At 30.9% G+C, this 24,975-nt stretch carries 27 protein-coding genes; 13 read left to right on the top strand and 14 right to left on the bottom strand.

Annotated elements, in window-relative coordinates; all coding sequences use genetic code 11:
* From ACKVOV_RS08920 to ACKVOV_RS08900, 5 genes are all read left to right on the top strand, one after another.
* On the top strand, positions 1-240 hold a 240-nt coding region (locus tag ACKVOV_RS08920; RefSeq protein ID WP_409206413.1), incomplete at its 5' end, for a hypothetical protein.
* Between the two features lie 24 nt (positions 241-264).
* Positions 265-864 (top strand): hypothetical protein, encoded by a 600-nt coding sequence (locus ACKVOV_RS08915; RefSeq protein WP_409206412.1) that lies wholly within the window; start codon positions 265-267, stop codon positions 862-864.
* Positions 865-889: 25 nt separating this feature from the next.
* Positions 890-1,456 (top strand): hypothetical protein, encoded by a 567-nt coding sequence (locus tag ACKVOV_RS08910; RefSeq protein ID WP_409206411.1) that lies wholly within the window; start codon positions 890-892, stop codon positions 1,454-1,456.
* Positions 1,457-1,489: 33 nt separating this feature from the next.
* Positions 1,490-2,548, top strand: coding sequence for a hypothetical protein (locus ACKVOV_RS08905; RefSeq protein ID WP_409206410.1), 1,059 nt, complete (start codon positions 1,490-1,492; stop codon positions 2,546-2,548).
* A gap of 307 nt (positions 2,549-2,855) precedes the next feature.
* On the top strand, positions 2,856-3,368 hold the full coding sequence (locus tag ACKVOV_RS08900) for a hypothetical protein (RefSeq protein WP_409206409.1): 513 nt from the start codon (positions 2,856-2,858) through the stop codon (positions 3,366-3,368).
* A 232-nt stretch (positions 3,369-3,600) separates the two neighbouring features.
* On the opposite strand, the gene ACKVOV_RS08895 is transcribed toward ACKVOV_RS08900, so the two are convergent.
* Both ACKVOV_RS08895 and ACKVOV_RS08890 read right to left on the bottom strand, forming a co-directional pair.
* Positions 3,601-5,682: an ATP-binding protein gene (locus tag ACKVOV_RS08895; RefSeq protein ID WP_409206408.1), complete on the bottom strand. Its 2,082-nt coding sequence runs from the start codon at positions 5,680-5,682 to the stop codon at positions 3,601-3,603.
* The gene (locus ACKVOV_RS08890) at positions 5,679-6,383 is read right to left on the bottom strand and encodes a LytR/AlgR family response regulator transcription factor (RefSeq protein ID WP_409206407.1); all 705 of its coding nucleotides are present in this window, start codon (positions 6,381-6,383) and stop codon (positions 5,679-5,681) included. The genes ACKVOV_RS08895 and ACKVOV_RS08890 overlap by 4 nt, the downstream gene beginning before the upstream one ends.
* A 145-nt stretch (positions 6,384-6,528) precedes the next feature.
* Between ACKVOV_RS08890 and ACKVOV_RS08885 the strand changes: the two genes are divergently transcribed.
* Positions 6,529-7,110: a hypothetical protein gene (locus ACKVOV_RS08885; RefSeq protein ID WP_409206406.1), complete on the top strand. Its 582-nt coding sequence runs from the start codon at positions 6,529-6,531 to the stop codon at positions 7,108-7,110.
* Between the two features lie 123 nt (positions 7,111-7,233).
* Here the strand turns inward: ACKVOV_RS08885 and tyrS are convergent, their stop codons facing one another.
* Complete coding sequence (gene tyrS / locus ACKVOV_RS08880) at positions 7,234-8,529, bottom strand: tyrosine--tRNA ligase (protein WP_409206405.1); 1,296 nt, start codon at positions 8,527-8,529, stop codon at positions 7,234-7,236.
* A gap of 96 nt (positions 8,530-8,625) precedes the next feature.
* Here tyrS and ACKVOV_RS08875 point away from each other — a divergent pair, with 96 nt between their 5' ends.
* Positions 8,626-9,609 carry an NAD-dependent epimerase/dehydratase family protein gene (locus tag ACKVOV_RS08875; protein ID WP_409206404.1) on the top strand — a complete coding sequence of 328 codons (984 nt, stop codon included), beginning with the start codon at positions 8,626-8,628 and terminating at the stop codon, positions 9,607-9,609.
* On the opposite strand, the gene ACKVOV_RS08870 is transcribed toward ACKVOV_RS08875, so the two are convergent.
* From ACKVOV_RS08870 to ACKVOV_RS08855, 4 genes are all read right to left on the bottom strand, one after another.
* Positions 9,610-10,050, bottom strand: coding sequence for a DUF4296 domain-containing protein (locus ACKVOV_RS08870; protein ID WP_409206403.1), 441 nt, complete (start codon positions 10,048-10,050; stop codon positions 9,610-9,612).
* Between the two features lie 3 nt (positions 10,051-10,053).
* Positions 10,054-11,391 carry a dihydroorotase gene (locus ACKVOV_RS08865; protein ID WP_409206402.1) on the bottom strand — a complete coding sequence of 446 codons (1,338 nt, stop codon included), beginning with the start codon at positions 11,389-11,391 and terminating at the stop codon, positions 10,054-10,056.
* A 94-nt stretch (positions 11,392-11,485) separates the two neighbouring features.
* The gene (locus tag ACKVOV_RS08860) at positions 11,486-11,944 is read right to left on the bottom strand and encodes a hypothetical protein (RefSeq protein ID WP_409206401.1); all 459 of its coding nucleotides are present in this window, start codon (positions 11,942-11,944) and stop codon (positions 11,486-11,488) included.
* A gap of 63 nt (positions 11,945-12,007) precedes the next feature.
* On the bottom strand, positions 12,008-12,733 hold the full coding sequence (locus ACKVOV_RS08855; protein WP_409206415.1) for a polyprenol monophosphomannose synthase: 726 nt from the start codon (positions 12,731-12,733) through the stop codon (positions 12,008-12,010).
* A gap of 98 nt (positions 12,734-12,831) precedes the next feature.
* Here ACKVOV_RS08855 and ACKVOV_RS08850 point away from each other — a divergent pair, with 98 nt between their 5' ends.
* The 3 genes from ACKVOV_RS08850 (at position 12,832) to ACKVOV_RS08840 (ending at position 15,108) form a co-directional block, all read left to right on the top strand.
* Positions 12,832-13,497, top strand: a complete 666-nt coding sequence (locus ACKVOV_RS08850) for a DUF4271 domain-containing protein (protein ID WP_409206400.1) — start codon at positions 12,832-12,834, stop codon at positions 13,495-13,497.
* 21 nt (positions 13,498-13,518) lie between these two features.
* The gene (locus ACKVOV_RS08845; RefSeq protein WP_409206399.1) at positions 13,519-14,268 is read left to right on the top strand and encodes a uroporphyrinogen-III synthase; all 750 of its coding nucleotides are present in this window, start codon (positions 13,519-13,521) and stop codon (positions 14,266-14,268) included.
* Between the two features lie 72 nt (positions 14,269-14,340).
* Positions 14,341-15,108: an enoyl-CoA hydratase/isomerase family protein gene (locus tag ACKVOV_RS08840; RefSeq protein ID WP_409206398.1), complete on the top strand. Its 768-nt coding sequence runs from the start codon at positions 14,341-14,343 to the stop codon at positions 15,106-15,108.
* Positions 15,109-15,110: 2 nt separating this feature from the next.
* Here the strand turns inward: ACKVOV_RS08840 and arfB are convergent, their stop codons facing one another.
* Genes arfB through ACKVOV_RS08815 form a run of 5 tightly spaced genes read right to left on the bottom strand, consistent with a single transcriptional unit; the run spans position 15,111 to position 19,618 of the window.
* The gene (gene arfB / locus ACKVOV_RS08835) at positions 15,111-15,515 is read right to left on the bottom strand and encodes an alternative ribosome rescue aminoacyl-tRNA hydrolase ArfB (protein WP_409206397.1); all 405 of its coding nucleotides are present in this window, start codon (positions 15,513-15,515) and stop codon (positions 15,111-15,113) included.
* Entirely contained in the window at positions 15,515-17,629 is a 2,115-nt protein-coding gene (locus tag ACKVOV_RS08830) for a DUF4301 family protein (RefSeq protein WP_409206396.1), read from the bottom strand. Before ACKVOV_RS08830 ends, arfB begins: the two co-directional genes overlap by 1 nt.
* Positions 17,590-18,222, bottom strand: coding sequence for a nicotinamide riboside transporter PnuC (pnuC, locus tag ACKVOV_RS08825; RefSeq protein ID WP_409206414.1), 633 nt, complete (start codon positions 18,220-18,222; stop codon positions 17,590-17,592). Before pnuC ends, ACKVOV_RS08830 begins: the two co-directional genes overlap by 40 nt.
* Positions 18,222-18,944: a geranylgeranylglyceryl/heptaprenylglyceryl phosphate synthase gene (locus ACKVOV_RS08820; protein WP_409206395.1), complete on the bottom strand. Its 723-nt coding sequence runs from the start codon at positions 18,942-18,944 to the stop codon at positions 18,222-18,224. Before ACKVOV_RS08820 ends, pnuC begins: the two co-directional genes overlap by 1 nt.
* A gap of 11 nt (positions 18,945-18,955) precedes the next feature.
* Positions 18,956-19,618: a 4'-phosphopantetheinyl transferase family protein gene (locus tag ACKVOV_RS08815; protein ID WP_409206394.1), complete on the bottom strand. Its 663-nt coding sequence runs from the start codon at positions 19,616-19,618 to the stop codon at positions 18,956-18,958.
* 226 nt (positions 19,619-19,844) lie between these two features.
* Between ACKVOV_RS08815 and ahcY the strand changes: the two genes are divergently transcribed.
* Positions 19,845-21,161, top strand: coding sequence for an adenosylhomocysteinase (gene ahcY, locus ACKVOV_RS08810; protein WP_409206393.1), 1,317 nt, complete (start codon positions 19,845-19,847; stop codon positions 21,159-21,161).
* 95 nt (positions 21,162-21,256) lie between these two features.
* On the opposite strand, the gene ACKVOV_RS08805 is transcribed toward ahcY, so the two are convergent.
* Positions 21,257-21,661, bottom strand: coding sequence for a hypothetical protein (locus tag ACKVOV_RS08805; RefSeq protein WP_409206392.1), 405 nt, complete (start codon positions 21,659-21,661; stop codon positions 21,257-21,259).
* On the bottom strand, positions 21,642-22,232 hold the full coding sequence (locus ACKVOV_RS08800) for an RNA polymerase sigma factor (RefSeq protein ID WP_409206391.1): 591 nt from the start codon (positions 22,230-22,232) through the stop codon (positions 21,642-21,644). The genes ACKVOV_RS08805 and ACKVOV_RS08800 overlap by 20 nt, the downstream gene beginning before the upstream one ends.
* 142 nt (positions 22,233-22,374) lie before the next feature.
* Here ACKVOV_RS08800 and ACKVOV_RS08795 point away from each other — a divergent pair, with 142 nt between their 5' ends.
* Both ACKVOV_RS08795 and ACKVOV_RS08790 read left to right on the top strand, forming a co-directional pair.
* Complete coding sequence (locus ACKVOV_RS08795) at positions 22,375-22,719, top strand: DUF6249 domain-containing protein (protein ID WP_409206390.1); 345 nt, start codon at positions 22,375-22,377, stop codon at positions 22,717-22,719.
* A 71-nt stretch (positions 22,720-22,790) separates the two neighbouring features.
* Positions 22,791-24,923: a M1 family metallopeptidase gene (locus tag ACKVOV_RS08790; RefSeq protein WP_409206389.1), complete on the top strand. Its 2,133-nt coding sequence runs from the start codon at positions 22,791-22,793 to the stop codon at positions 24,921-24,923.
* The last annotated feature ends 52 nt before the right edge of the window (positions 24,924-24,975 follow it).

The raw sequence follows: 24,975 nt of genomic DNA, 5'->3' as shown, positions 1-24,975 counted from the left end.
GCAGAGTTAAAAATACCAGCAATGTTTAACGTAGGAAATCTTTTGGCATACGATACAACTACAAGCCTATCCATCTCGTCATCGTCAACTATTATGCAGTCAAAAGGTTTCATAAAAGGAATATTTTTAAAATCAAATATAAGAATTTTTACTGCAAAAGTGTTGTTCGTGTATTTAATATGTCGTTCGTCCTTTTGTGGTTTTATGATGCAAATGACTTTTGCAACTTTGCTGTATTAAAATTAAACATTCAAAAAAAATATTATGAAATCAACTATTAATGAATATCAAAAAAGTAAAATTTCAATGGTTATTAAAACCCTAAAAACAATTTTTACAATTGCAACGCTAAGCCTTTTTACTATTTCCTGTAACAAAGATGATGAGCCAATTTTAGAACAATCAGTGGTTTTTAATTCTAATGATTATTCAGAATATCTAACTTGTAAAGCGGGTGATTTTAGTTATAATACGGGGAATAATGCAGGAAATACTGCAAGTATTCAAGCTTTCAAAATTGGGTCAATTTTATATTTAAATACATCTGACGGTAATTTTGTTTCAGGTTCAACGCCTTCAATGGAAATAAACATGCAGCTTAAAAATTTTGATGCAGTGAACTTGAAATCATATGAAGTATCAGGAACTTATCCTACAGAGATATTAAAATATAAACATGTTAGTGGCGATAACTATGATACAAATAATGGTGTAAACACAACTCCACAAATAAATGCGGTTAACATCACTAAAATCGAAAACGGATATTATACAGGAACATTCTCTTTTACAACTTACAAAGTGTCTAATCGCTCAACGACTTTACAGGTAAGTCAAGGTAGTTTTAAGTTCAAGTTTGTTTAATAATTGAATCAAAAAATAAACGACTATGAAAAAATTAGCGATACTTATTCTAGTAATTACAATATTTATTTCTTGTAAAAAAGAAGATACAACAACAGTTAATGATGTGGTAAATGAGGCAAAGGCAAACACAGAGGTTGTTGCCAAGGAAGGTACAGGAAAAATAACATTAACCTGTAACGGCAAAGAACTGATAACCGAAGGGGTTTGTGGCGCTCTAGTCTCGATGGACGAACTTACTATTGCCGTAAAAGACAAGACCAATCCAGCGAAAGTATTTACGATGACTTTTAACGGTGAAGATTTTCCAAAAAGTGGAATCATTTATAAAATAAATGCAAAAAATTATTTAGCCGAAGGCAAAAGTCCAAAAGATGAAGTTGCCGTAAGTTTTGCCGAAGGTTTGCCCAATAACAAAATGAATGCTTGGGGTTCTGAAAACACCAAAGGCAATTTACAGTTTACCGAAAGCGGAAACGAAATTAAATGTGTCTTTAAAGATGTTGTGCTGACCGCATCAGAAATGTTTAATGCCGATGATTTAAAAGGCAAAGGAATCGTCTCTGGCGAATTAATTTTTTATAAAGACTAATTAAAATTCAATTTAAAAATCAAATAAATCACAATGAAGTTATTAAAATTAATACTCGTAATTACCATTTTATCATTTTTCACAATCTCTTGTAGCAAAGATGAAACACCAATAGTCGAAACAGCTAAAACGATAAAAGATATTTATATCTGTGGGTCAGAAGCTAATGGTTTAATAAATGTTGCTAAAATCTGGAAAAATGGTGTTGCAACAAATTTAACTGATGGTACAAAAAGTGCAAGCGCAACATCGGTTTTTGCTGTAGACAACGAAGTTTACGCGGGTGGTTATCAATATAATGGAACAAATGGCATTGCTACAGTATGGAAAAATGGAGCGACTTCAACCACTTATGGTTTAACAAACGGAACAAAGAATGCATCTATAGAATGTATTTATGTGTCAGGAAATGATATCTATGCAGCAGGATATGAATCTAATGGCGTGAATAATATCGCTAAAATTTGGAAAAACGGAACGGTTCAGGTTTTAGGAAACGGATTAGAAGCTTCTATTCCAAGAGGAATTACAATGTCAGGAAATAATATTATTGTTTGCGGTAACGAATTAATTGGCACAAGATCTATAGCTAAATACTGGGAAAATGGTTTTGCTCAAAATCTTTCGGATGGCACCAAAGATGAAATAGCTACTTCAGTATCCGTTAGTAATGGTATAAAATACTACTCCGCTCGAGAAAACACAGGTTCTTTTGGAATTTACAGAGCTAAGTACTGGAAAGAAGGGTCTGGTCCTACCTATCTAACTGATGGAACTCGTAATGCTTCTGCTTCCGATATAAGTGTTATTGAAAATGATGTTTATGTATCTGGATATGAAGCAAATGCATCGGGCAGAACAGTAGCTAAAGTCTGGAAAAACGGCGTAGCAACAAATCTTTCAGATGAAACTAAAAGTGCGAGTGCAACCTCAATATTTGTTGTAAATAATGATGTTTATGCTGTAGGATATGAATACGATACTTCTGGAACGATCTTAACAGCAAAAATGTGGAAAAATGGTATTGCAACAAATCTAACAGACGGATCTAAAAATGCAGTTGCAAACTCAATTTTTATAACATTTAATTAAATTTTTAAGAAAACACTGAAATCAATACTCGTAATTACAATTTCATCAACTTCTTGTAGCAAACCAGAAGATGGTTAAACGCAAAAGGCGAAACAGGAACTTCCCATCTTATTTATAGTTATTGGACTACTGCCTCTGCTACGACCGCAACAATAATTGATGGCACTAAAATGATGTTTTTATCAAAAATAAGAAATTTAAATTAATAATTGTTGTCTGTCTATTTAAAACGTCGTTCGTCTATTAGGGATTTTCTAATATATAATTCAAGCGCATCTTTGTCTAAATATTAAACAAATAATACATTATGAAAACAATTAAAACAACAATCGCAATTTTAGCAATCGCAATTTTTTCAATTTCTTGTAGCAAACCAGAAGATGGTGCTATAGGACCAGTGGGAGCAACAGGTACTGCCAATGTTATGTATAGCAACTGGGCTAGTGCACCAACAGCGACAGCAACAACTATTGATGGTACAAATGGTAATACTACATCAATTACTGCCACGCAACTAACGCAAGAAATTTTAGATAAAGGAACTGTTTTAGTATATGGAAAATTTTCTACAACAGTTTTTCCATTACCCTATGTTTCTTATGCAGGAGGAAGTGCAAACACATTGACTTTTTTTCCAGAATTAAACAATATCAAATTATTTCGATTTAAACACGATGGTTCCGGAGGTGTTTCAATTCCAACATCGCTTCAGTTTCGATATATTCTAATACCTGGAGGTGTTTCGGCCAAAACAAGCCAACCTAATTATAAGTTAATGTCATATAGTGAAGTGTGCCAACAATTGAATATTCGCGAATAAAGTTTATAATCATAGGATTTCTACTACTTTCTTTTCAAGGTCAAGCCTAGTTAAAAATTCGGGAGATAAAGCTATCGATGCTATATCAAGAACTGTGGAGCGTAAAGTAGAAGAAAAAGCTGAAAATAAATCAGAAGATGGTAAAAAATTAAATCGAAGAGTTGAATTTAATATTATAAAGTAGGTTAAATTTTTTAGTTTTCACTTTAGGTCTGGCGAAAGCCAGACTTTTTTATTTAAAACTCAACACAAATGTTGTTCCTTGATTCAATTTAGATTCTACTTTAATTTCACAATCAATAGCTTTTGCTAAATCTCTTATTAAGTGCAAGCCTAGTCCAGTTTTGATACCTACAACTTCTGTTTCATCATAAAGTGCTTTAAATTGTTCGTTAGACGCGCCTTTACCATTATCAGAAATAGATAAGAATATTTCGTTTTTCTCTTGCCAAGCTTTCCATATTATAGTAGGATTATCTGTTTTATATAATGCTTTTATAGCATTTCCAGTAAAATTTCTGATAATGGTTTTTAGATAATTTTCATCGGTAATTAGTTCTATTTTTTCAGGATTATCAAAAATAATTGTTGCTTTTTCTTCGCTTTCAAAATGTTTTTTTGTGTCATCAAAAATGGAATGTATAGTAATGTTTTTAGATTGTGGTTTGAAACTTTCCATTTGTCCTTTGCTCCAAAGTAAAATATCTTCCATCGAATTAAGTAGATTTTCTGCTCCTGCAATGGTTTTATTTTCCATTCTTTTTTTACTTTCTATATCAAGTAATTCGGGGTTGTTTTTTTGAATATGTAAGAAATGAATTAGGTTGGAAACCGGACTTCTTAAATCGTGATTTAAGATACTGAAAAATCGTGCTTTTGTTTTATTAGCTAGGTCAAGTTCGGTATTTAATAGTTGTAGTTTTTCATTTGTTTTTTTACGATTTCTGCTTTGGTAAAAAATCAAAAACCCTATAATGGTTATGAGTAATATTCCTGAAATATAAAAAAAACGTTGCCGATTAGCATTTTTTATTTGTAGGTTTTTAAGCGTATTTTCAGTAGATAAAATATTTATTTTTTGTTGCTTGGTTTTATTCTGGTATTTAGCTTCAGCGTTAGCAATATTTTGTTTTGAAGATTCCATTTGTATCGAATCATTACTTTGACTATAAATATTGTTATAAATGTATGCTTTTTGCCAAAGGCCTAATGCTGCATAACTTTTAGAAAGTGTTTTGTTTATGTCTGCATAATATTCTCTATCGAAGCTTGATGCAAATTTTGATGCTGAGTTGAGTGTTACAATCGAGTTTTTATAATCTCTTTTTTTGTAAAGAACTTTCCCCATTATCATATTTGCCTCCATGAGAATTTCTTCATCATTGGATTTCTCAGCAAGAATTAATGCTTTTTTAGAATAACTGTAAGCTTTTTGAATCTGATTATTCTCTAAATAATATTCTGCGATACTTCGATTCGCAAGACTTATATTTAATCGTAGTGAATCATTTTTGCTCACCAGATTGTAAATGTCTCTGTAGTATTTTTGAGCACTATCTATTTTTTTGAGCGCTACATAACATTGTATGTAGTTGTTGTATAAAAATGCTGTTGCATTAGAAGAATTATTAATATATGATTTTGCATAATTTGTATATTCTATCCCTTTCTGATAGTGTTTCATTTTTATATAGCCACCAGCTATTTGTTCGTAAGAAATTCCAATATTATCGTTGTTATTTGGATCGCTTTTTGGAAATAATTTTCGATATTCGATTGCTTTTATTTTGTAAAAAATAAATTTTTCGTAAGATGATTTGTCTAAATAATACTCGCCCAAACTTCCGTTAAGAATACCTTTAGTATAAATGTTTTTTGTAGTATCTAATATTTTTTTGATGTAATTTATTAAGCTATCTCTTTTACTAAATTCTTTTGTAGAATAATACAAATAATTAAGACGCATGATGGCAAGCGTTTCAGATTTTAATTGTTTTGATTTTTTTGCATATTTCCAAGAACTCTCATAACAACCTACAGCATCATTGTAGTTATTATTGTCATACTCAAACCCATATGCTTTATAGTAATAAAATTTAGATAAAAAAGAATCGTCGTTTTTAGATAAAATAAGACCTTGATTTGCAATAGTAACTAGTCGCTTGTATTTTTCATCATCAATTAGTTTCTTACAGTAATCTTCCCAAATTTGAAGTTTTTCTTTTTGAGTTTTATATTTTGAAAGATTGGGTTCTTGTTGTGAATAAGAAATCAATGAAATTATCATTAATAACGAAAATATAAATTTTCTCATAGAATAAAATTCAAATTATCTTTATAACTTCTTCCTACGGGAATTAAAATGTTATTATTTAATAAAATTTCTTGTGAATTTATTTTTTGAATAAATTGTTTTTGTACAGCAAAACTTCTATGTATTCTTATAAAAGATTGAAAATGGTTTTCTTTTAATAACGTTCCAATACTTGACAAAACACAATGTCTTTTCTGATTAGTTACTATGAGAGTATAATCTTTTAAAGCTTCGAGATATAAAATATCATGTAATTTTACTTTTGTTTGTTCATGACCTTCTTTTATATAAATAGTATCACCACCAATACTTGCTTCAAAGAGTTGAGCTTTGTGTTTTATTTCCATAAACTCTTCAATACGGCTCATGGTTTGGGCAAAACGGTCAAATTTTATTGGTTTTACAATAAAATCTAATGTTTCTAATTCAAAACTTTCTACAGCATGTTCGGGATGAGCAGTAATATAGACACAAATAGGAATATCGAGTGTTTTTTTTCTTAATTCGAGTCCGTTCAAACCAGGCATATCAATATCAAGAAAAAGAATATCTACTTTTTCTCTTTCAATAATTGCTAAAGCATCTTCCGCTAATTCGTAACTGCCTAAAATATTTAGGTTAGAAAATCTTTTTGCATAGGAGACTACCGTCAATCTGTCGATTTCGTCATCATCTATAATTATACAATTTAATTTTTTCAACCTGTAATTGATGTTTTTATCAAAAATAAGAAATTTAAATTAATTAATTGTTGTCTGTCTATTTAAAACGTCGTTTGTCTATTAGTGATTTTTTAAGAAATAATGCAAGCGCATCTTTGCCTAAATATTAAACAAATAATACATTATGAAAACAATTAAAACAACAATCGCAATTTTAGCAATCGCAATTTTAGCAATTTCTTGTAGTAAAGATGATGAGCCAACACCAGTAGTTGTTATTCCAGAACAAAATCCCTTAGCAGGTTATTTAACTGCTTCAGGATTTGATCAAAAGTTAACAAATCGTGTAGATTCAGGAGATTATGAATTTGGTTATTCTTTTACTCCTTTAGTAAATGGTACAATGACTGCTATTGTTGCAAAAATTCCAGATACTCATATTGGAATGAGAGTTACTATATGGGATAAAATAGCAGGAACAGTACTTAGAACAGAAACTATAGATGTGGCAACAGCTGGAGTAGAAGTGACTAAAGTTATTACTGCTTTAAGTCTTATAAAAGATAAAGAGTATTTTATTACTTTCAATAGTAATGACTGGTATGATCACAGAAAAACAGATGGTACTGCAGTTACTTATCCTTTTACGGTAGGTGATATTAAAGTTACAGGGTATTCTTTTGCATCAGGAACTGCTCAGGCAATACCTAATTCTCCTCAAACAACTTATTATGCAGGAGATGTAAGTTTTAAATTTCAAAAATAAAATACTTGATTTACAAGTAAATGTTTTGGGGAATATTTATTTGTAAATTTGTTTGATTTAGTTTTTAAATAAAAAGGGTTTGGTGTAATTGCCAACCCCTTTTTGTTTAAAAAACAAACTTGTTTATTTTACTCTTAGAACAAAATAGTTTTTCTTGCCACTTTGTAATAATACAAACTGATTATTTATCACATCTTTTGATGTAAGTATAAATTCCTCCGTCACTTTTTCTTTATTTACCGAAATAGAATTAGCCGTAAGTGCTCTTCTCGCTTCACCATTAGATTTCATAAATCCAGATTTTTCATTTAGAACATCAACAATGTTTATTCCAGACTCAATATCAGTTTTTGAAATCTCAGCTTGAGGAACACCATCAAAAATTTCTAGAAAAGTTGCTGCGTCTAATCCTTTCAAATCATCAGAGGTAGAATTGCCAAATAAAATATTGGAAGCTTTTATTGCTTTTTCTAATTCTTCTTTCCCATGAACTAGGATTGTGATTTCTTCAGTTAATTTGCGTTGCAAAACACGTAAATGTGGTGCGGCTTTATGTTCTTCAATCAAACCATCAATCGTATTTTTATCTAAAAAAGTGAAGATTTTGATGTATTTCTCAGCATCTTCATCGGAAGTATTTAACCAAAATTGGTAAAACTTATAAACCGAAGTTTTATCAGCAGTTAGCCAAACATTTCCGCCTTCCGATTTTCCAAATTTAGAACCATCAGCTTTTGTAATTAGTGGCGTAGTTAGTGCATAAGCTTTTGCTCCTTCACCATTCATTCTACGAACTAATTCGGTTCCTGTGGTAATATTTCCCCATTGGTCTGAGCCACCCATTTGCAACAAACAATTATAATTTTTGTACAAATACTGAAAATCATAACCTTGTATTAACTGGTAAGTAAACTCTGTAAATGACATACCTTCTCCTTCTGCTCCCAAGCGTTTTTTGACAGAATCTTTACTCATCATATAGTTTACCGTGATTCTTTTTCCTATATCACGAGCAAAATCTATAAACGAAAAATCTTTCATCCAATCGTAGTTATTTACTAAAATTGGGGCATTTGTATCGGTAGCATTAAAATCTAAAAAACTAGATAAAACGGCTTTTATTCCTGCAACATTTTTATTTAAAGTGGCTTCGTCGAGCAAATTTCTTTCGTCGCTTTTTCCTGAAGGATCTCCTATCATTCCAGTCGCACCACCTATTAAGGCAATAGGTTTGTGTCCAAAATTTTTCAAATGAACTAAAAGTATGATTTGAACCATGCTTCCTATGTGTAAGGAATCGGCAGTGGGATCAAAACCTATATATGCGGTAGTAGATTCTTTTGTTAATTGTTCTTCGGTTCCAGGCATCATGTCATGAAACAAGCCTCTCCATTTTAATTCTTCAACTAAATTCTTCATTTTAAAAATCAATTTTGGCAAAGATAAAGTTTTATGTTCATTTGTTTAATCGGTTAATCGAAAAAAAGCGTAATTTGTAATTCGTAATTTTATAAAATGATTTTAGTTACAGGAGCAACAGGATTGATAGGTTCACATTTGGTTTTGCATTTATTAGGGCAAGATCAAAAGGTGAAAGCATTATATAGAGATGAAAACGGAAAGCAAAAAGTAAAAACAGTTTTCGAATATTATAATAAACAAGAATTGTTTGCCAAAATACATTGGTGCCAAGCTGATATTTTAGATATTCCTTCTCTGGAAGTTGCTTTTCAGGATGTTAATTATGTATATCATTGTGCTGCTTTAATTTCTTTCGACCCGAAAGATGAAGAAAATCTTAGAAAAATAAATATAGAAGGAACTCAAAACATTATTAGTTTTTGTATTGATTTTAAAATAAAAAAACTGTGTTATGTGAGTTCTATTGCTGCTTTGGGAGATTTAGCACCTCACGAAACGATTGTTACAGAAGAATGTGAATGGAATCCAGAAATGCAGCATAGTGATTATGCTATTTCTAAATATGGTGCCGAGATGGAAGTTTGGCGTGCACAACAAGAAGGACTTGATGTAATTGTTGTAAATCCTGGTGTTATTCTTGGCCCGCTTTTTTGGACAGAAGGTAGTGGAGAAATTTATACCAAAGTAAAAAAGGGTTTGCCTTTTTATACTAAAGGGAGTACCGGGTTTGTCTCGGTAAATGATGTAGTAAATATTTTGTTATTACTAATGCAAAGCAACGTTGTAGGAGAAAAATTCATTCTGGTTTCTGAAAACAAAACCTATCAAGATATAGTTTTTACTATTGCCGAAATGCTACAGGTAAAGAAACCAAAACTGTATGCAGGGAAATTTTTAACCAATTTTGCTTGGCGAGCTGATTGGTTTTTGGCAACTTTTTTTGGTAAAAAAAGAACTTTGACTAATGATTTAGCGAATTCCTTGCATTCCGTCGATTTGTATTCAAATAATAAAATCCTAAAAGAATTAAATTATCATTTTGAAGATATAGGAGATTATATAAAATCTTTAAAATAACTATCCTTTAGCAATTATTTTAGTTTCTTTTTTAGATTTTTTAGATGATTTTATTATCGAATCACGTATTTTTTTAGCTTTAATTTTCGATTCTTTATTTAGAATTGTATCTATTTGACTTTTTTCCTTTTGTAGTCGATTAGATACATTTTCGAACATTAGTTTATAGGTTTCAATATTTGAAGCGAAGTACTTATTGTTTTCTACAAACTGTACGCTATCTATTTTGTACTTTTTAAAAATATATGTTTTTGAATCTATACTATTTTTTGTCAATTTATCAGGACTATAACTTTTTAATGCCTGCAATAAAGCCAAATCATATAAAATATTTTCCATTACCGCTTTGTCTATTGGTTTTGCAGGTTTTGGAATTTCATTTTTATTAGAACAAGCTCCAATAATAATTAATACTGATAGTAGTAAAATAATTTTTTTCATATATTATCTGTTAAATTCTAGTCGCTTGCCGCAATGAATTTCTTTGGTTTTAAAGTTATGAAAAACTAACTCTCCGTTTACAAAAGTATGTGTAATTCTAGACTTAAATGTAAAATCTTCAAAAGGAGACCAACCACATTTGTAGAAAATATTGTCTTTGTTTACACGCCATGGCATTCCTGTGTTTACAATAGCTAAATCTGCATAATAGCCCACTTTTATAAAGCCACGACGATCTATCTTAAAAATTTTAGCAGGATTATGTGCCATTTTTTCAATAATTTTTTCAATCGAAATTTTTCCTTGATGAAAAGCTTCAAACATAGCCACAACAGCATGTTGAACTAACGGACCGCCAGATGGTGCCGTAGTATAAGTATTGTGTTTTTCTTCTAATGTATGTGGTGCGTGGTCAGTGGCTATAACATCAATTCTATCATCAAGTAAAGCTTTCCATAAGGCATCTTTATCTGCTTGAGTTTTTACCGCTGGATTCCATTTTATAAGTGTGCCTTTTTTTGCGTAATCATCGTTAGTAAACCACAAATGGTGAATACAAACTTCGGCGGTGATTTGCTTATCTTCAACGGGAATGTGAGAGAAAAGAGTTGTTTCTTTTGCTGTTGAAACATGAAAAATATGCAATCGTGCTCCTGTTTTTTGTGCTAATGCTATTGCTTTTGATGAGGATATGTAACACGCTTCCTCGCTACGAATAAGATGGTGATATTCCATAGGGATATCATCTCCATATTCTGCTTTGTATTTTTCTAAATTGTTTTTTATAGTTGTTTCGTCTTCACAATGTACGGCAATAAGCATTTTTGTACTTGAAAATATTTTTTCTAATACGGCTTCATTGTCAACTAGCATGTTTCCTGTAGAAGAGCCTAAGAAAATTTTAATTCCTGCTACATTTTTTGGATTTGTTTTTAATACCTCTTCTAAATTATCGTTTGTAGCACCCATCATAAAGGAGTAATTTGCATATGATGATTGGGCTGCAATTTGATATTTTTGCTCCAATAATTCTTGGGTTACGGCATTGGGAACAGTGTTGGGTTGTTCGATATAGGAAGTGATTCCGCCAGCAATTGCCGCACGAGATTCTGAAGCGATATCGCCTTTGTGGGTTAGTCCTGGTTCTCGAAAATGCACTTGGTCGTCTATAGCTCCGGGAATCAAATAATTTCCTTCGGCATCAATAATTTTGCAATCGGACGATTTTGGACTTATATTTTCTCCAATTTCAATAATAAATTCATTTTCAATAAGAACATCGCCCTCAAATATGATTCCTTCGTTGACAATTTTTGCATTCTTAATTAAAACTTGTTTCATTTTTTTTGGGTATTTAATTTTTGATAAAACTCAGAACGCTCTGTAATTTCTATTAATTATGAACTTATAATATCTTAAAACAGAATATTATACATCATGTTTTTTTTATAGAATGCATGATTTTTTCTCCTTTTTCATTAATATTATTTAGTTTATAGCTACTTTTTAAACCTTCTCCATCTATAAAATTTATTTCCACACTATTTTTCAAAAAGATTAATTCTGTTATTTTTTCTAATGGAATTTTAAATTTTGCTCCAATTTCGGTTTTCAAATATTCATATAGTTTATAACCCATACCAATTGTTATAAAAATAAGAGCCATTCCTGTTTTTCCACTTAATGTATTTTTATAAATTAAAAATCCAAAAAGGCAAAGTATAAGAATTATAAATTCTATAATGGAAGAACTTTTCTTGTTGTTTTTATTCGAAATTTTTTTTGTCTTTTCTGTTAAATTTTCAGTTTCGCTCCAATTCCCTGAGTTTGTTAAAAACAAATTCTCTGAATTAATATTTACGTATCCAAATTCATATTTGAACCATTCTTTCATAAATTTTTAATTTTTGTTCTATTTTGTTTTTTCGAATGCGGTATAGAACTTTTTAATTTATTTTTATAATCGATTGAAAATTCTTCTTACTCGAAGCATAATTACTCCAAATATAGCTTCCTTAATAATGGCATTGCTCATTTTTGATTCACCTTTAGTTCTGTCTGTAAAAATAATGGGCACTTCAGTGATTTTGAAGTTGTTTATAAAGGTACGATACTTCATTTCTATTTGAAACGCATAACCAGTGAATTTTATTTTATCTAAATCGATAGTTTCTAGAACTTCTCTTCGATAACAAATAAAACCAGCGGTAGCATCGTGAATTTTCATTCCAGTGATAAATCGTACATATACCGAAGCAAAATAAGACATGAGTACTCGATTTAATGGCCAGTTTACAACATTTACACCGGTTACATAACGAGAGCCTATTGCCATTCCTGATTTATCAGTATTACAAGCATTGTATAATTTTTCTAAATCGGCTGGATTGTGTGAAAAATCGGCATCCATTTCGAAAATATATTCGTAATCATGTTGTAATGCCCATTTAAAACCATGCACATAGGCTGTTCCTAGTCCTGATTTTTCTTTTCTTGTTTCAAGAAATAATCCGTCACCAATTTCTTGTTGCAACTCCATCACTTTGTTAGAAGTTCCGTCAGGCGAATTGTCATCAACAATTAAAACGTGAAATTTTTTGGGTAACGAGAATACTGCTCGAATGATTGTTTCGATATTTTCTATTTCGTTATAGGTTGGGATTATTACAATTCCGTCTCTCATAATGTAAAATTCTGATGCAAAAATAAGCTTTTTCACAAATGAGTTTCTTAAATTATTTATAATTAAATAATAGTTTAAAAAATTTGTAATTTTGCAATATGAGTAAAACTGAACTTATTCCTAGAATTGTAGAAAGTAAAGATTGGGTTACAATATTATTTATTGTTGCTTTATTATTACTTGCCGTAACAAAAACTGCGTTTGAAAATCGTTTTAGAGATTTTACAAACTTAATAGTTAATGATAAATATTTGAAAATTTATAAAGACAGCAGTAACTTAATGAGTTGGTTTACAGTCTTGTTGTTTGTAGTGCAGCTTATTTCGCTCTCATTTTTTTTACAATTGGTTTTAAGTTATTTTGGCTATACATCTAAAACAAATTGGATAACATTTATACAAATATTTACCTTTTTAAGTTTTTTTATACTTTCAAAATTTCTGATAGAAAAGATAATTGCTACTTCATTTAATATTGAAAATTTCACAGAACAGTTTAATTTATTCAAAGTTAGTTATCGAACTTACATAGGATTGCTGCTTTTACCAGTCAATATTGTCATGTATTATACTAATATAATGAATACTTATGCGATAATTGGCGTTATGATTATGTTATTGATAATTAATGCGGTAACATATCTAATATCTTTAAAGAATTATCAAAACTTATTATTAAGTAAGTTGTTTTATTTTATTTTATATATTTGCGCACTCGAAATTGCGCCCTATTATTTTATATATTATGTTATTATTAAAAGGTAGTGCATTAGAAAATGTTTAAGTATGAAAGTGAAAACAATTTTAGTATCTCAGCCAGAACCAAAAGTTGAGAACTCTCCTTATTTTGAGTTGCAAAATAAGCATAAGGTAAAAGTTGATTTCAGACCATTTATACATGTGGAAGGAGTCTTGGCAAAAGATGTTCGTACACAAAAAATAGATTTGAACAATTTTACTGCAATTATTTTAACCAGTAAAAATTCAGTAGACCACTTTTTTAGGGTGGCTGAGGAAATGCGTTACAAAGTGCCAGAGGATTTGAAATATTTTTGCCAATCGGAAGCGGTGGCATTTTATCTTCAAAAGTATGTTGTGTACAGAAAACGTAAAATATACGTTGGACAAAAGGACTTTGTAGATATGACTACTTTATTTAAAAAATATAAAGAAGAAAAATATCTTTTACCATCGTCAGACCAACTAAACGCTGATATACCTCAAACTCTAAATAATCTGAAGGTAGATTGGGTTGCTGGAACATTTTATAAAACAGTAATGAGCGATTTATCCGACTTAAAAGATGTTTATTATGATGTATTAGCATTTTTTAGTCCAACAGGAATAAAATCATTGTTTAAAAATTTTCCAGATTTTGAACAAAATAATACTCGAATTGCTGTTTTTGGAAGCACAACTCAAAAAGAAGCTTTAGAGCATGGTTTAAGAATAGATATTTTGGCACCAACACCAGAAACACCTTCTATGACAATGGCTTTAGAAAAATATGTTTCGGAAGCTAATAAAGGAAAATAAAAATACAACATCTGCTTCGGCGGATGTTTTTTTTAGGTTTAATTTTTATATTTACAGCTTTAAAGAAATCAAATGAATGCATTAAGCCAAAACGGATTTATTACAACTACAATTGATAATAAAATAGCAATAATTACTTTTAGCCATCCTGCTAGTAATTCTTTCCCAAGTAATTTATTAAAGGATTTAACAGGAGAGTTAAACTTATTGAGTGAAAACGAATCTGTTTCGGTAATAATCCTAAAAAGTAGTGGCAACGGTGCTTTTTGCGCTGGCGCATCATTTGATGAATTACTTTCGATAGATAATTTTGACGATGGGAAACTTTTTTTTAGTGGCTTTGCTAACGTTATAAATGCGATGAGAACTTGCAAAAAAATAATTATTGGTAGAATACAAGGTAAAGCTGTTGGGGGAGGAGTAGGTCTTGTTTCTGCTTGTGATTATGTTTTTGCTACCGATAATGCTTCAGTAAAACTATCTGAAATCGCTATAGGGATTGGTCCGTTTGTAATTGAGCCAGCAGTTTCTAGGAAAATTGGAAAAACAGCCATGTCGCAACTTACTCTAGCGGCGCATGATTGGAAAAATGCTAAATGGGCTTTCGAAAACGGATTGTATTCAGAACTTTTCACATCGATAGAAGATTTAGATTCAACATTAACAGTATTTGCTTCTAAATTAGCTTCTTATAATCCAGAAGCTTTGCAAGAAATGAAGAAGGTTTTCTGGGAGAACACCTCTCACTGGGATGTTTTATTGTACGATAGGGCTGCCATTTCAGGAAAATTAGTCTTGTCAGAGTTTACTAAAAATGCTTTGAGTGCGTTTAAGAAATAAATTTAATCAAAATCAGGTTTCTTCCTATTATTTTTAACTTCAGAAATATTTTTCTTGTCTTTTATCCTTTTTCTAATTACAGATTTTGGAATTTTAGTTGCTTTTCTGATTTTTGGTATGATTAAAGCATTTTTAACTAAATCTAAAAATCTTTTCGTAACAATGGCTTTGTTTTTTAGTTGGCTTCTGTCTTCATCACAGTTTAAAATCAGTATTTTTTCTGAAGTTAATCTTGAAGATAGTTTTACTAAAATTAATTCTTTCTCTTCTTCCGAAAGGGATTGAGAATTTAGTAGGTCAAAACTTAAAACAACTTTAGAGGAAACTTTATTTACATTTTGACCACCAGCACCTGAGCTTCTTACAGCTTTGTAGATTAATTCAGATTTTATTTTTTCCGTTTCCATTATTCTAGTTGATGAGTAGGTTTTAGTAAATCGTTTACCGTTTTTACAGGATTGAAAGTAATAAGTGGGACCTCTACAAAAACAGTAAGCCAATTTGCCATGGCGCCGTTCCATAAGCCTGGTAATTCATAAGCCTTTATATCTTTTCCATTTTTATTTTTCACGACTATAAAGCCACTGTTTTCATCAATAAAGTTGTGCAAATTAATTTTTTCTCCCTTATAATTCTTAACACCACAAACAATATCAACTGGATTAAAATGAGTAGCCGATTCAAATAATTGCAATTGTTTTTCGTCTTGTAAATCTATTTGGGAACTTTCTACAATCTGTAAGGAGCTATTCCCATTAGTGTCACGAACCCAAAACGGGCCACCACCAGGCTCGTTCTCATTTTTTACCATACCACAAATGCGAATAGGTTTGTTGAGAATTTCTTTTATATAAGTGATTTTATCATTAAATGGGATTTCATTAAAATCACTTGTAATTGCAATGTTAAGTTTGTTTTTTGAAAAAGAAATAATGGTTTCAATATCTTTTTCTGAGATAGAATTAGTATCAATTTGTTTTAAATGAGTGAAAACCTCATCCTGTAATGCTATTAAAATTCCTGCTAATGCTTTTTTGTAAAGAGAAATAGATTCAATATGATTTTGGATGACATTGTCGATGTTTTTTATAAAAACAATATCAGCTTCTATGTTATTTAAATTTTCGATCAAAGCACCATGTCCGCCAGGTCTAAATACCAATTTATTTTCGTCATCTCGAAAAGGATTGTTTTTCAAATCAACCGCAAGTGTATCTGTTTTTTTGCTTTGATAAGAAAAACTAATATTTATTTTAGTATCATTATTGGACTCTATTTTATTTTTTACGTTTGATAAGATACGTTCAAATTGCTTTTGATGTTCTTCTGAAACTGTAAAATGTAAATTGGAAATTCCGTTTGATGAAGCGTAACTAGCACTTTCGTTTAGATGTTCTTCAATAGGAGTTGCAATATGATTTTCGTACTTATGAAAGGGCAAAATACCTTTTGGATTGTTTGCGAAATTAAAATTTTCTAACTCAACAAGAAATTTTATAAAGTAATAATTTTTCTTGTCTCTATTCCATAAAGTAAAATCTGAGAAAGAAGTCTTTAATTTTTGATGTACATCATCAAAAAAAGGAAATTTTTCCATTCCGGCTAAAAAAATAGTAAGACTTGAAGCTTGATTTTTATTAATATAACCATTTATGGTATCCTTTTCGATATCAAAATCATTTAAGAATTCATTTAAGAATTTAAACATTCTACTGGCTGCTCCAGATGCTGGAACAAATTTCTCTAACTTTAGAGATGATTTTTTTGTATCAAAAAAAAGTGCTTTTTCTGTAAATTCAGATTCGGATAATTTCCAAATTCCATTTTGTAAAGTGGCAGGACTTTGTAATGTTATTTTTGGGATTCCACTTTGAAAAATATTTATTTGATTTTCAATATTTGCTAGAGGAATTCCTTGCTCATATATTTGAATAAAATCATGAGAAGAAAATCCCATTTCTTTAGCTTTGACCAACTCATTTACTATCGAAATTGCTTTTTCTAATCGTTGTTCCTGATTGCCTGAAATTTTTATATATGGTTTGTTATTATCAATTAAAGCCTTTTCGAAAATAATAAAAAATTTATCTCGATTCTCCTGACTGTCTCTTAGATCATCTTGCTCGAAAGGCAAATCGATATCAGTTAGGAAAAACAAATCATATTCGTGTTCTTTGGCTGCTTTGTCAAGAATGGGATCACAAAAACCATAATATGCCTCAGAATATACTTTGGTAACCAATAAATTTGTATCACAAAAAAGAAATTTATTAGCAGTTAATAGCGCTTCATTTTCTAATTTGGTCTGTCCTATAGCTATTGGGATTAAATCTTCGGCGAGACAAATTTCACCTGTTTTATCTAGCTTTTCTTGAAGATAATCACGAGCAAATTCGGGAATCCAAACTGTATTATAGTGTTCGGCGAGTTGTTTAGATAGAGTTGTTTTTCCCGTGCTTTCAGGACCAAACAATGATATCTTTATGATGTTACTTTGTTGCTGTTTAAGATTTTCTTCCATTCTAAATAGCCAAAAACGGCAATAATTGTAAATACTATATACTGAAAACTTGTAAATGTATATCCTTTTGCAAAATACAAAGGAATTGAAATTAGATCTCCAATAATCCAAAAAATCCAATTTTCTATTTTCCTTTTTGCCATGAGCCACATTCCAACAAAGAATATTGCTGTTAAAAAAGTGTCAACATAAGAATACCAAGTGGTAAATTTACCAAAATAAAGATATACAATAACAACAAAAATGATTGTTAAAGCAAAAATAATAAGTGCTATTATCTTCTCCTTATTTGTTATTACCGAAACAGGAAACTCTTCAAGGTCTCCTTTTTTTCGAGTCCAGTGATACCAACCATAAATACTCATGATAAAATAATACCCATTAATCATGGAGTCTCCTAATAAATCCCATTTCCAGAGTAAATAAGCATATATAAATGTGCTGATCAATCCAGTGGGAAAAACCCAAATATTGTCCTTTTTTGCACACCAAACACTCCATAGTCCAAAAAATATTGCAACTAATTCTAGAGTGATTTGATAGGTTGGATAGTCTTTATATTGAGAAAATAAATATTCTAGCATCTTTAAGATTATAGGTTCTGGTTAAAAAAATTAATATCATTTTCAAAAGCAGTTCCTATAACTACTAAATCGGCTCCGCTATTGTATGCTTTTTTAATTTCAGATAGAGATCTAATTCCGCCACCAACAATTAATGGGATCTTTATGTTTTTTGAAACCAATGTGATGATTTCTTTAGAAACAGAAAATCTAGCGCCACTTCCTGCTTCTAGATAAATGAGTTTGTTGCCTAACATTTCGCCAGCTTGTGCTGTTTGAAGAATATATTCTGGATTGTTTTTGTCTAATGGTTTTGTTTTGCTCACGCGTTCTACGGCTGTTTCTGTGCCACTTTCAATGAGAATATATCCTGTCGGGATAATTTCGAGATTGGTTTTATTTAAAATTGGAACTGAATTTACCTGATGTTCTATTAGATAATCTGAGTTTCTTCCTGATATTAAAGACAAAAATAAAATTGCATCCGCTTTGTTAGATATTTGCGAAGGATTTCCTGGAAAAAGCACAACAGGTAAATGGCAATTTTCTTTAATTTTTAAAATTAATTCGTCAATGATATTAATTGTAACGATACTTCCGCCAACAAAAATATGTGTCGCTGGCGATTGCTTGATTTTTTCGATTAATTGTTGAATGCTATCTAAATCGATTTTGTCAGGATCCAGAAGAATAGCAAGTAATTTTTCGTTTTTTGCCTTAGCTTGTAAGATTTGATTGTAAATAGGATTCATTTTATTTACTTCTAATTTTCGAATGCATACACTAAAGTATAATTTTGACTATCATTCGAGTCTATTTCTTCAAAAAATATATTGAAAGATTCAATTAGATTATTAAAAGATAATTGAGCTGTTGCTTTTTTGTCAGATAATAAAAATGTGTTTTCGAAAATATGATCTGGAAAACTAATGCCTTTTTCGTTTTTAATTTTAAAGACGGACTCTTTAATTCCCCAGATAACTGTTGCTTTTCTAATTTTATCTTCTTCTGATAAACCTTCTAAATGGGAAATATCCATAAAGCGAGAGGCGATTTTTAAGACTTTTTCTTTAGCCAATTCGATATCAATTCCTACAGGTTTGTCGCTTATTATAATCGTTGAAAATTCGAAAGAATGAGATATAGAAATAAATTTTTCGTTTTGAGTTTTTTCGAAGGAATGTTTTATATGCGGTTTTCCGTCTTGACCATAATGGAGATCAAAATCAGAATAACCTGCTTCTTGTAATAGTTTTCTAACGCTTAAAAATCCTCGCTGGTGCATTTCGGATTTCATCGTGTTTAACCTGATGAGGTTTATGTCGTTAAGAACAACTTCATCAAATAAATCTTCGAAGGATTCTTCGATTTTCCAAATATAAATTTTGGTTGCCGAATCGTGTGTTATTATTTTATGTAAAGGCATGTTATGTAATTGATTTTTAGCCCCGATAGCAGTGAAAATCCTTTTCTTTTTTTCTTTAAAAAAGAAAAGATTGCAACGGATAGCGGGAAATGGCTCCTGAAAAAACAGTAATTAGTGGTCTATAAATTAGACCGTTAAACAATGTATAAATATTCCTGAAATTAGTTTTTTTATAAACTTATTCCGTAAATTTGCAAAAATTTTATAATACAAATATACTATAAATATGAGTACAGCGACTATGCCTTATGTGGCTTTCAAAGTAAAAGACATTTCTCTAGCGGCTTGGGGAAGAAAAGAAATTGAATTAGCAGAAGCTGAAATGCCAGGATTGATGGCGCTTCGTGCGGAATACAAAAACGAACAACCTCTTGCTGGTGCTCGTATTGCTGGATGTTTGCACATGACAATTCAAACTGCGGTTTTAATTGAAACATTGATCGCTCTTGGAGCTGAAGTTACTTGGTCTTCTTGTAACATTTTCTCTACGCAAGATCAAGCTGCTGCTGCAATTGCTGCTGCAGGAATTCAAGTTTATGCTTGGAAAGGTTTGAATGAGCCTGATTTTGATTGGTGTATCGAACAAACATTATTCTTTGGTGAAGATAGAAAACCATTAAATATGATTCTTGATGATGGAGGAGATTTAACTAATATGGTTATTGACCGTTACCCAGAATTGGTTGCTGGAATCAAAGGTTTGAGCGAAGAAACTACTACTGGAGTTCACAGATTATACGAAAGAGTAAAAGCTGGAACATTACCAATGCCTGCTATTAACGTAAATGATTCGGTTACTAAATCGAAATTTGATAATAAATACGGATGTAAAGAAAGTGCAGTTGATGCTGTTCGTCGTGCAACTGATATTATGTTGGCTGGAAAAAGAGTAATCGTTTGTGGATACGGAGACGTAGGAAAAGGAACAGCTGCTTCTTTTAGAGGTGCTGGTTCTATTGTTACAGTTACTGAAATTGACCCAATTTGTGCTTTACAAGCAGCTATGGACGGTTTTGAAGTTAAAAAATTAGACACAGTTATTACAACTGCTGATATTATTATTACTACTACTGGAAATAAAGACATCGTTTTAGGTTCTCATTTTGAAAAAATGAAAGACAAAACTATCGTTTGTAACATTGGGCATTTTGATAACGAAATTGATATGGCTTGGTTGAACAAAAACCACGGTGCATCAAAAATTGAAATCAAACCACAAGTTGATAAATATACAATCGCTGGAAAAGATATTCTTATCTTGGCTGAAGGTCGTTTGGTAAACTTAGGTTGTGCTACCGGTCACCCAAGTTTTGTAATGAGTAACTCATTTACAAACCAAACTTTGGCTCAAATTGAATTATGGAAAAACAGCGCAGCTTATAACAATGACGTATATATGTTACCAAAACATTTAGATGAAAAAGTAGCAATGTTACACTTAGCTAAATTAGGTGTTGAATTGGAAACTTTACGTGTTGACCAAGCTGATTATATTGGTGTTCCAGTTGAAGGTCCATTTAAACCAGAATATTACAGATACTAAACCATAATTGTCATTCCGACGAAAGAAGGAATCTCAATTTTAGATAATAGAACCCTTGCAGTAATGTGAGGGTTTTTTTGTTGGCAGAGTGACTTCTATTTATCCAATTGTTTGTCAAAATGATTTTTCAAAAGCGGGATTTGTATAAATAACATTATAGTTGTTAAAACAACCGTATATGTTGTTATTTTAGAAAATTTAAATATAGAAGCCAGCTTGTTGTTGTAAAGTAAATTGAAGTCTAAATGACTAAACCATCCATTTGTTTGTTGGGCTCCGCTAATGAAGAGATAAATAAATAGTGCAATAATACAGCCAAAAATTGCAATGAAAGTTGTTCTTGAAATTAATGGTTTATAAACAGTCACATCACTAGTTTTTGTAGCCAATACTTGTGACATAATTTTTGAGGTAAAATCAAACGAAGGAGATTCTAATACAGCATCCTTCATGATGTGATCTACTAGTTTTTCTATGTTTTTATCTTCGTTCGCTTTCATAATATTCTACTATTTCTGGTTCTAATCGCTCTTTTAAAATTGAAGCCATTTTTTTTCTGCTTCTAAAAAGTTTTACTTTAATATTATTAGCATTACTATCAACAACTTTTGCAATTTCTTCTATAGATTGATCGTCAAAATAATATAAAGTTAGTAAAAATGCATCTTCGCTGGGTAATAAAAGTAAACAATCTTGAATTCTTTGATTCCTTTCTTTTTCGTCGATAGTATCAAAAACGGTTTCAATTGCTTTAACTTGATGTTCACTGAAATCTTCTATATAAACAACACTATTCTCTTTTTTGTTCTTTTTTAAACGATCCAAACAAGTGTTATAAGTTATTTTATAAACCCATGTTGAAAATTTAGATTCTCCTTTGAATTTGTTCAGAGATTTAAATATTTTTATAAATGTATCTTGAGATATTTCTTCAGCTTCCTCTCTGTTTTTTACCATTTTGTATGATAAAGTAAATACTAAATCCTTATAACGATCTACCAACACAGCAAATGCATTCGAGTTTCCTTCGATTATTTGATTGATGTAATATTGATCGTTTATGATGGCCATATAATGATAAGACGACAAGAGTTACATTTAGGTTACAAGTTAGTGTAAAAAAAATATTTTGATAATTGTGTAACCTAAATGTAACTCTTGTCGTCATAGCCTATGAATACATTAATTATTAATCAATTTAAATCAATCAATCATGAGCGGAGACATTTTAGTACCAATGAGTTTATTTTTAGCAATTTTCGGAGTTGTTTATCTTTATTTATCAACTAGAAACAAAGAGCGTTTAGCGCTTATCGAAAAGGGAGCCGATGCCAGTATTTTTATGAGTAGTCGTCAAGGTGGCGCTTCGTTTTACAAAGTAATATTATTAAATCTTGCACTTTTATTAATGGGAATTGGAATAGGTGCTTTTATCGCACTGATACTAACTACTTACACTTCATTAAATGAAAACGGATTGTATCCAGCAACAATTTTCACAATGGCCGGAGCATCACTATTTGTAGGTTTCAATATGACTAAAAATTTAGACAAATAAATTACAAATCTTTATTTAGAGGATTATTTTTAAATAAAGAAAATCAATCATCAATCAAAATTAATCAAATCATGAAAAAACAATTTATTGTTTCGGCTTTCCTATGGGCTTTATTTATAGGAATGTCATCAGTGCAAGCTCAAGAGCAACCCGTAAAATCACCAACAAAATACGATTATCAAGCGGCTTTTGCACCTAATTTTTATTCAAAAAACGGAACAGATACTCATTCTGCTAGCGGGCAACCAGGTGCAAAGTATTGGCAAAACAAAGCCGACTATCAATTGACTGCAACGTTAAATGAAAAAAAAAATGAAATTATAGGGTCAGAAATTCTTACATACACAAATAATAGTCCGGATAAAATTTCTTTTTTATGGATGAATGTGGATCAGAATTTATTTAAGAATGATTCTCGTGGGAAATCTGTAATTCCAGTAACAGGAAGTCGAAACGGAGATAAAGGACAAGTTTTTGATGGCGGCCATAAAATAAAATCAATAAAAATTGTATCGACACAAAATGGAAAAGTAATTGAAACTGATGCTAAATTCGAAATTTCGGACACTAGAATGCAAGTTTTCTTGCCACAAGATTTAAAATCAAATGGAGGAACTGTTAAACTTAAAATAGAATTCTCATTTATATCTCCAGATTTTGGTTCTGACAGAATGGGTGTTTTAGAAACTAAAAACGGCAAAATTTTTACTATGGGGCAATGGTATCCAAGAATGTGTGTCTATGACGATGTAAAAGGGTGGAATTCATTACCATATTTAGGTGCGGGAGAGTTTTACTTAGAATATGGTGATTTTGATGTCACAATAAATGCACCTTCTAATCATATAGTAGTTTGTTCGGGTGAGTTAATAAATCCTTCAGAAGTTTATACAACAGAACAACAAAAACGTTGGAAATTAGCTTCACAAAGTGATAAAACTATTCAAATTCGTTCTGCTGAAGAAGTAGCAAATAGTTCTTCAAGACCAACTGGAAAATCAACTTTAAATTGGCATTTTAAAATTAAAAATTCTCGTGATGTTTCTTGGTCCTCATCTTCGGCATTTGTAGTTGATGCGGCAAAAATTAATTTGCCAAGTGGTAAAAAATCAATAGCAATTGCAGCTTATCCTGTCGAAAGTTCAGGACAAGAGGCTTGGAGTCGCGCTACTGAATATACAAAAGCTGCTATCGAAAATTATTCTAAACGATGGTTGGAATATCCTTATCCAGCAGCAATAAATGTAGCAGGTAACGAAGGAGGAATCGAATATCCAGGAATCGTTTTTTGTGATTGGAAGTCAAAAGGAGAAGAATTATGGGGTGTGACAGATCATGAATTTGGTCATACTTGGTTTCCAATGATTGTGGGATCTAATGAACGTTTATTTGCTTGGATGGATGAAGGTTTTAATACTTTTATCAATACGTTAAGTTCTAATGAGTTTAATAATGGGGAATATAAATCTCGAGTAAGAGATTTGCAAAGAGGCGCAAATATGCTAACTAATTCAGATTTAGAATCTATCATGACTGCTCCAGATGGAATGAAAGAACAAAATTTAGGTTTGTTGGCATACGAAAAGCCATCCATTGGATTGGTAATGTTGCGTGAACAAATATTGGGCAAAGAAAAATTTGACAGAGCGTTTAAAATTTATACAGAGCGTTGGGCTTTCAAACATCCTACACCAGATGATTTTTTTAGAACAATAGAAAATGTTTCTGGAGAAGATCTGAATTGGTTTTGGAGATCTTGGTTTGTTAACAATTGGAGATTAGATCAAGGGATTACTAAAATAAAATACTTGAAAAATGATCCAAAAAACGGAGCGCTAATTTCTATTGAAAATTTAGAAAAAATGGCTATGCCAGTTGTTCTAGAAATTAAAACTAAAACAGGTAACGTGAGTCGTATGAAGCTTCCTGTAGAGATATGGCAACGCAACACGTCTTGGGTATTTAAAACTAATTCTACTGAAGAAATTGCAACAATTACACTAGATCCTGATCACAAAATGCCAGACGTAAATCCTTCAAATAATGTTTGGAGTGCTGATAAAAGTGAATTAGAAAAGGAAGTGATTTTAACTAGCTATCTTGGCGCTTTTTCAAGTAAGCAAATCCCAATAAAGCTCGTTTTTACAGATGAAAACGGAGTGCTAATAGGAACTCCACAAGAAGGACAAGTGCCACCACTTTAATTCGAAAAAAATGGTAAAAATCAGTTTAAATCAGAACAAGCAGGAGTAGAGC

Origin of the sequence: Flavobacterium sp. (assembly GCF_046153165.1) — a bacterium.
GTDB lineage: Bacteria > Bacteroidota > Bacteroidia > Flavobacteriales > Flavobacteriaceae > Flavobacterium.
This window is presented reverse-complemented; position numbering and strand designations above follow the sequence as displayed.